Here is a 7,468-nt window from a genome sequence, read left to right as displayed (position 1 = left end):
GGAGGGGGCCGAGGAGGGCCGCTGACGGGGCCGCCCGAGCGATGCTCCCGGCCGGTGGACAGCAGGTGGACATCCCGCACGAGGAGGTGAACTTCGCCTCGGGCCGTGCGGACGTGCCGGCGGGAGAACGAAGCAAGCTGGACAAGAGCCACGCGATCATCACGGAGGCGCTGTCGAAGTACGGGCGCTTCGCGGCCGGCGCTGCGGCTGTGCGTGCTGGGCCACACGGACACGGTGGGCGCGACGGCGGCCAACCGCGAGCTGTCGCTTGAGTGGGCGCGCAGCCTGGCCGCGTACTTTCGGAAACGGGGCCTGAAGGTCCCGGTGTTCTACGAGGGGTTTGGCGAGCAGTCGCTCGCGGTGCAGACGCCGGACGAGACGGCGGAGGTGGGCAACCGCCGCGCCGAGTACATCATCGCCGTGGAGGATCCGACGCTCCAGCAGGCGCCGTACCCCCCACGATGGCGGAAGTTGTGACGGTGAGCGACTTGAGGAGACGACGGATGAGCAGATTCCACCGGACGGCCTGGGCCGCACTCGGGCTGGGGCTGCTGGGCAGCACGGGCTGCGCGCACAACCCGGCACGCGTTGCGGTGACGCACGAGGCGGAGGCGCAGAAGTGCCTGCTGCTCCAGTCGGTGCTGAAGAAGCCGACGCCGGCGCAGCTGGTGCGCGAGCTGGCCTCGGAGAGACGCGAGGAGCCCACGCCGGTGGTGGTCTTCGGGCTCCGCCCCGAGGAGTCGATGCTGGAGCGCTTCTTCGCGGGTGACGAGCCCCTGTGCGGGGACGGCACCTTCAAGGTGGTGCAGGAGAACGTGCTCGACGCCGTCGTCGTGTACCTGCAGGAGGTGCAGGATGGCTACGCGTACGACGCGCGCCGCGCGGGCCCCGAGGAGCTCTCCCTGGAGGGCAAACCCCAGGGACTGGTGAAGCGCGAGGGCTCCGCCTGGGTGACGGCGAGCGGGTTGTAGCCCCGCTCACGCAGCCAGCAGCGCGTCCAGGCGCTGCTGCACGCTGGCCCGGTCCTCGGCGGCCGGGGCCATGCCCAGGTAGGTGTGCAGGTCGCGAGCCGCCTCTTCGCGCCGCTTCAGCTCCGCGAGGACGAGCGCCCGGTTCGTGTAGAAGTCCGCCATGGTCGGGGCCAGGGCGATGGCCGCATTCAGGTCCGCCAGCGCCTCGGGCAGCTGCTGCCGCGCGTAGTGGAGGCTCGCACGGTTGGCGAGCACCAGGGGCTGGGCGGGTTGGAGCGCGAGCGCGGCCGAATAGTCGGCCAGGGCCTCCTCTGTGCGCCCCAGTTCCTCGTGGGACTGGGCGCGCCCCAGCAATGCGAGCAGCCGGGACGGCTCCAGGTCCAGCGCGGTGGAGAAGTCGGCGACTGCCTCCTCCATGCGCCCCATGGCCCTCAGGCACTGTCCCCGGTTGATGTGGACCTCGGCATACGGCGGGCTCAGCTCGATGGCCTGGTGGAAGTCCGCGAGCGCCTCCTCGCCCCTCCCGTTGCGCATCAGCAGGCAGCCCCGCTCGTTGAAATACTCGGAGTATCCCGGGTCCATCTGGATGGCGGCGCTGTAATGCTCGATGGCCCGCTCATCCGAGCCGAGCCCCGCGAGCACCTGGGCGATGTTGTAGAGCAGCACGGAGCGGTGGAGGTGGTGCTGGTCTGGCTTGAGACGCGCCTCAAGCTGCTCCAGGCCCGTCCTGCACAGCTCGATGGCTTCCTCCGACCTGCCCTGCCGGTTGCGGATGAACGCCAGCCCGTTGCGGTTGAAGACCCGCGTGAAGGCGCGGTTCTCATCCGACAGGCTGGCCTTCTCGATTTCCTCCAGCCCCAGGTACAGGTAGTGCTCCGCGCGCGCCAGGTCGGGCTTGGCCTGGAACCGCCCGTAGAGCATGGCCAGCGTGTAGTAGAGCTTGGCCCGCAGATGCGGAGCCGTCGCCTCGACGTCCACCTGGGAGGCCAGGTCCAGGATGCGGTCGGTGGCCCTCAGCGCCGAGTAGCTGTTGAACAGGTTCCCCAGGACGGTCCAATAGGTGTCGGGATCACTCCGCGCCAGCCGCTGCACCTGGTCTCGCAGTGGCTCGCCGTAGCGGAGCGCGTCCTCGTAGAGGCCGTAGTGGTTGGCCAGCCGGAACGCCGTCACGCGGGTCTTGAACAGCCGGTCCTCCAGGCCTGCAGCCTGCCAGGCGCGCAGCAGCTCCGGCAGGCGCATCTCCTGCTCCACCGCATCATCCTTGACCTGGGCCTCGAGCGCCTCGGCGTGCCGCAGTGCCTCTTCCGGTGAAACCGGGGAGGGGGGCGGCCCTGGCGGGAGCTCCAGCCGCGACGTGTGCACCGCCACGGGGCTGCGCGAGAGCCGCTTGAGGAGTGGCTCAGCCTGCCCCGGAGCCACCGCCAGCACCATCCGCAAATCCAGGGGCTGGGCCCGGCGCCGCAGGAACTCCAGATAGAAGTGCTGGACCAGCGTCCCCCCGCGGTCGAACGCGTCACACAAGATGACCCAGGGCCCCCGCGGCGCCCGCTGCCGCCAGGCCGCCATCAGGTTGATGAGCCCCTGGGAGATGCGAAACACCCGGTCCGCCGGATAGTTGCGAACCCTTTCGTGGCTGAGCGCGCCTTCGGTCAGCGTCGTGTAGCGCGCCTTCATCTCCCGGCGCAGGGTGGGAAGCACGGCGAGCAGTTCGTAGTCGTGCCGCGTGAGCAACTCTGGCGCTTCCTCGCGGAGCGCCGGCACGCTGGTGGCGAACAGCTCCCGCAGCCCGGCCCAGGGGCCGTGCAAATCCATGTCGCAGCTCACATCCCAGGCGCGTGCGCCCTGCCGCTGGGCCTCTTCACGCCACTGTTTGAGCAGGGCCTGCCGCTGTGCCCCGGGCTCCGCTTCCAGGACCAGCACCGAGGGGGACGCAAGCAGCGTTGAGAGGATTTCGCTCGAGGGTGTCATCGTCACTCCAGGGCCACGGATGGGGATAGACCAGACGCCGCGCTCTTCCGGGCAGAGCGACCACGCATCAGGCTGCGCAACCAGAGGAACATTCCCGTCCCCAGCGTGAACACAGCCAGCGTGCTCAGCATCAACGCGTCCACGAGCATGTGGAAGTGGTCTCCTGGCGAGCTCAAGACGCCAACCACGGACCGGACGTAGGCGAACACGACGGGGAGCTGAATGCCAAACAGCACGATGAATGCCACGGCCCTGCCCACCACCCAGAAGCCCGCATACGCGCGGATGACGGGGCGCTCCCGGGGGGGCACGGCGTCCAGTGGATTGCCTGCCTGCCGGGGGCGCCGCAACAACCCGCGCACGCTGTGCTTCAGGAAGGCCTCCGTGTCCCCCATCAAGTTCTTGCACCCGAAGAGGGTGACGAAGACGCAGTAGAAGTCCGTGCGCAGGAAGAAGTGGAACTGCCACAGCATGCGGAACGCCAGCATGATGAGTGAAGCGCGCAGCAACCACTGCCCCGTAGGAGGAAGCTGCACCCAGCCTCGCGCGCTCGCGAAGAGCGACAGCAGCAGCAGGGCCGCCAGTACGAGGTCCAAGATGGGGCCCGCCAGGAAGGGCAGATATCGCTGGCGCCGCGGAATGGCCCACACGCCCGTCATGTCCGTCTCCGCCACGAGGATCCACAGCCGGTGGCCAATCCCCATGCGGCAGGATACGCCCACGGCGCGAGCGGCAATCAGGTGCGCCATCTCATGGAGGAAGAGCATCACATAGCTCAACACCATCAACACGAGCACCGTGGCCGTCATGTTCCGCGACACGACGAGTGATGACCACCGTGGAAGGATGGTGGGCTCGACACAGACTGCCGCTATCGCCAGCGCGACGAGCAACCCATAGACAGCGAACGCCCAGGTGCCGAAGATGCGCTGCGCCAGGCGTTGGGGGAAGCCGGCGAAGTGATAACGCACCGGGGCGGCCTTCCGCGGCTCGCCGGCCTCGGGCGCCTTCGCAACCGGGGCCCGTGCCGCGTCGCGCAGGAACCCCCGCTGCTCCAGAGCCTGAATCAGCCCTTCTGAATCCGGCACCTCGCCGTACTTCGCGATGTAGAAAGCCTCGGCCTCGCCGAGTGTCTTTCCATTGCGGAGCTGGTCGATGAGCTCGACCGCATCGGGAGGGAGGGCCAGGAAGATGCCCTGCTCGGGCAGGCCGATGATGACCTCTTCGCCGTCCGCTTGTTGCGTGTAGGGAGCGGTGACAAACGTCGACGTGGCTTGGTAAAGGCTCACGTGTGGGTCTCGTTGGCCTGTTTGGATAGACAGCAGCGCCCGGGATGGGGGAGGCGCAACAGCTCCACCCCCATCCAGGGTTTGGAGCACGAGCTGGAGCCTGGGTTCACGAGATGGCGGTCCGGGTTTTCCATTGCCCCTGCTCCTAATCGCAGCAGGAGCTAGTTGGTGGCGGCCGTGACGATGCACCACTCGTGGTACACAGCGGCGGTGGTCTTCACGGTCTCCATCTCGCGGATGGTGAACTTCTTCATCGCCGGCTGGGTCGCGTTGCTGTTCATACAACCTCCTGGATTCGGCTGACGGCGCCCTCATGGCGCCGCGCCATTTTCAAGACTACTGATTATTTACTTCTAGTCAAATCAGAACAGAACTATGCGTGTGTATGGACATTTTCGAGCCTTACTGCATTGATGAGTTATTCCTGACACCGTTAGTGATTTGTGAATGGCGCTGCCCGTGCGTGACCACCTGCCAGTTCTTGCACAAGCAGGCTGTTGCGGTTGCGCATGCATTGCCATCAGACATTGCCTGGCGGGGAGGTGGCTCGCCCCGGTGTTGGCCGCTACCGCAGCGCGGAGGCGGGGGGTACGCGCGAGGCGCGGAGGGCGGGCAGGTAGCTGGCCAGCGCGGCCATGAGGACCAGCATGGCCGAGCTTCCGGCGAGCACCACCGGGTCGGCCGCGCTCACCCCGAACAGCACCCGCTGGAGGACGCGGCCGAGGGCAAGAGCGCCCACCAGTCCCAGGCCCACTCCCAGCAGTGCCAACGACGCGCCCTGCCACACCACCATGGCCAGCACGTCCTGGCTCCGGGCACCCAGTGCCATGCGGACTGCCAGCTCTCGCGAGCGCTGGCTGAGCGAATAGGCCATGACGCCATAGACGCCCACCATGGCCAACAACAACGCCACCGCGGCGAACACGCCCACCACCAATGTCGGGTAGCGACGCAGGAACATCCACGGCGCGGTGGCCACCAGTTCCTCCATGGTGCGCGCGCCGGACAACACCAGGTCCGCGTCCTCGGCCCGCATCTCGGCGCGCAGCGCGGACGCCACGCTCGTGGCCCCGGGCCTCATGCGCAGCACCAGGACGGAGCGGGTGGACGCGTTCTGCGTGTCGGGTGTGTAGATGGTGGGGGGCGGCTCCGTGTCCAGCCCGGCCATGCGCTCGTCGCCCACCACGCCCACGATTTCGTGGGGCTTCTGCTCACCATTCAAGGAGAGGCGCAGGTGCTGGCCCACCGGGTCCTGCCCGGGGAAGAGCCTCTTGGCGAGCGTCTCATTGATGCTAACCACCCGGGGCCCGTTTGTTTCGTCCGTGGCGGCAAAGGCGCGCCCGCGCACCAGGGGAACGCTCAGGATGCGAAAGTAGTTGGGGGTGATGGAGCGGAGGTGGGCTTCGCTCTCCTCGCCCGGCTGGGCGGAGGGCTGTCCCTCCACGACGTAGCGAATGGTGTTGCCTTGGCCGCTCAGCGGCATCCTGCTGGTGAAGGCTGCGCCCATCACCCCGGGCAGCGCCTCCGCGCGCGTGACGAGCTGCGCGTGCAACTGAGAGAGCGAATGGTCCTCTTGGTACTTGCCCGGAGGGGGCATCACATCCATCACCACGAGGTTCTCCCGGTCGAAGCCCGGGTCCTCGGCCATCATCCGTGTCAGGCTCTTGAGCAGCAGTCCGGCGCCCACCAGCAGTACCAATGCCAGTGCCACCTCGCCCACCACCAGCGCCTGGCGCAGGCGGCCCCGCGCGCCGCCGGCCATGCCCTGGGCCTGCCCCTTCAAGGTACTCTGCAGGTCTGGCTGGGTGGACACCACCGCCGGGGCCAAGCCGAAGAGCACGCCTGTGAATACGGACATGGCGAGGGTGAATGCGAGGACCTGCCAGTTCAGCTGCAAATCCCTCAGGTACGGCATGGTGCTGAACTGCGCGGCGGGAATGGCCGCCAGCAGCAACTCCAGACCCCACTTCGCGCACAGCAGCCCGGCGACGCCGCCCAGGAGCGCCAGCAGCAGGCTCTCCGTGAGCAGTTGTTGGACCAGCCGGCCCCGGCTCGCGCCGAGCGCCAGTCGCACGGCCAGCTCTCCATGGCGCGCAGTGGCTCGGGCCAGCAGGAGGTTGGCCACGTTGCCGCACGCGATGAGGAGCACCAGCCCCACCGCGCCCAGCATGACCAGCAGCAGCGGCCGCAGCGGGCCCACGACCTGATCCTGCAGCGGGACGAGCCGGGTGCTCACGCCGCCGTTGCTGTCGGGATGTTCGGTCGCGAGTGTCTCGGAGATGCCCGCCAACTCCGCCTGGGCGGCTTCGCGCGCCACGCCCGGCGCCAACCGCCCCACCGCGCGCACCCAACGCAGATTGCGGGGGACGAGCATGCCCGGGGGCATGTTGGGGCGGTGCGTGGTCCAGATGTCCGCCGCCTCCGCCAGGGCGAACTGGAAGCCTGACGGCAGCACGCCGATGATGGTGCGCGGCGCTCCCTCCAGGTCGATGGTGCGGCCGACCACGGAGGTGTCCCCGCCGAAGTAGCGCTGCCATCCGCCATGGCTGAGGACCACCACCTTCTCCGCGCCCGGGAGGTCGTCATCCGGTCCGTACAGCCGCCCCATCGCGGGCTTCACCTTGAGCATGTCGAAGAAGCTCCCCGAGGTGAGCGTCACCTGGACCATCTGCGAGCCTTCGCTGCGAACCAGCCGCAAGGAGATGGACGTGTAGCCGGCAATCGACTCGAAGGACTTCGCGCGCGCCTGGTAGTCGAGGAGGTTGGGGTAGGAGGTATTCATCTCCTGCGCCCCCTCGTCCTTCACCCGCGTTTCCCACACATGCATCAGCCGCTCGGGAGCGGGATAGGGCAGCGGCCTGAGCAGGGTGGCGTCCACCACGGTGAAGATGGCGGCGTTGACGCCGATGCCGAGCGCCAGCGTCACCACCGCGACCGTGGTGAAGACGGGATTCTGAAGGAGGGTACGCAGCGCGTACCGAACATCCTGGGCGAGATTGGCGAGCATGACGTCCTTGGAATGCTTCCTGGGAGTCCGGCTCTCTATTTACCACAGTTATGCTTGATGATAATGGCTTGCACGAATTGCCCAGACAGTGCAGGGGCCGCCTCCTTGGTCGGGGCGGCTCCGGGCGTGTCCTACCGCAGCAATTCCTTGCCGCCGTCCGCGATGAACTGCACTGCAATCGCGGCGCATAAGAGGAATGGAGGCCCTGTTGAGGGGGAGGGAGGGTTGCAGAG

At 67.8% G+C, this 7,468-nt stretch carries 5 protein-coding genes; 2 read left to right on the top strand and 3 right to left on the bottom strand.

Annotated elements, in window-relative coordinates; all coding sequences use genetic code 11:
* The first annotated feature begins 213 nt into the window (after positions 1-213).
* Positions 214-477 (top strand): OmpA family protein, encoded by a 264-nt coding sequence (locus G4D87_RS39675; protein ID WP_240358723.1) that lies wholly within the window; start codon positions 214-216, stop codon positions 475-477.
* Positions 478-503: 26 nt separating this feature from the next.
* A complete protein-coding gene (locus tag G4D87_RS30055; protein WP_163786137.1) occupies positions 504-971 on the top strand; it encodes a hypothetical protein in 468 nt (155 codons plus the stop codon).
* Positions 972-977: 6 nt separating this feature from the next.
* Here G4D87_RS30055 and G4D87_RS30050 read toward each other — a convergent pair whose 3' ends face one another.
* From G4D87_RS30050 to G4D87_RS30040, 3 genes are all read right to left on the bottom strand, one after another.
* Entirely contained in the window at positions 978-2,939 is a 1,962-nt protein-coding gene (locus G4D87_RS30050) for a tetratricopeptide repeat protein (RefSeq protein WP_163786136.1), read from the bottom strand.
* A 2-nt stretch (positions 2,940-2,941) separates the two neighbouring features.
* A complete protein-coding gene (locus tag G4D87_RS30045) occupies positions 2,942-4,228 on the bottom strand; it encodes a site-2 protease family protein (protein ID WP_163786135.1) in 1,287 nt (428 codons plus the stop codon).
* Between the two features lie 565 nt (positions 4,229-4,793).
* Positions 4,794-7,235, bottom strand: a complete 2,442-nt coding sequence (locus G4D87_RS30040) for an ABC transporter permease (RefSeq protein WP_163786134.1) — start codon at positions 7,233-7,235, stop codon at positions 4,794-4,796.
* Between the last annotated feature and the right edge of the window lie 233 nt (positions 7,236-7,468).

The sequence above is a fragment of the Myxococcus vastator genome (assembly GCF_010894475.1).
Lineage (GTDB): Bacteria > Myxococcota > Myxococcia > Myxococcales > Myxococcaceae > Myxococcus > Myxococcus vastator.
This window is presented reverse-complemented; position numbering and strand designations above follow the sequence as displayed.

Coding starts and splice junctions, on each gene's coding strand:
- G4D87_RS30055 (WP_163786137.1), top strand. CDS start 504: ATGAGCAGATTCCACCGGACGGCCTGGGCCGCACTCGGGCTGGGGCTG.
- G4D87_RS30050 (WP_163786136.1), bottom strand. CDS start 2,939: ATGACACCCTCGAGCGAAATCCTCTCAACGCTGCTTGCGTCCCCCTCG.
- G4D87_RS30040 (WP_163786134.1), bottom strand. CDS start 7,235: ATGCTCGCCAATCTCGCCCAGGATGTTCGGTACGCGCTGCGTACCCTC.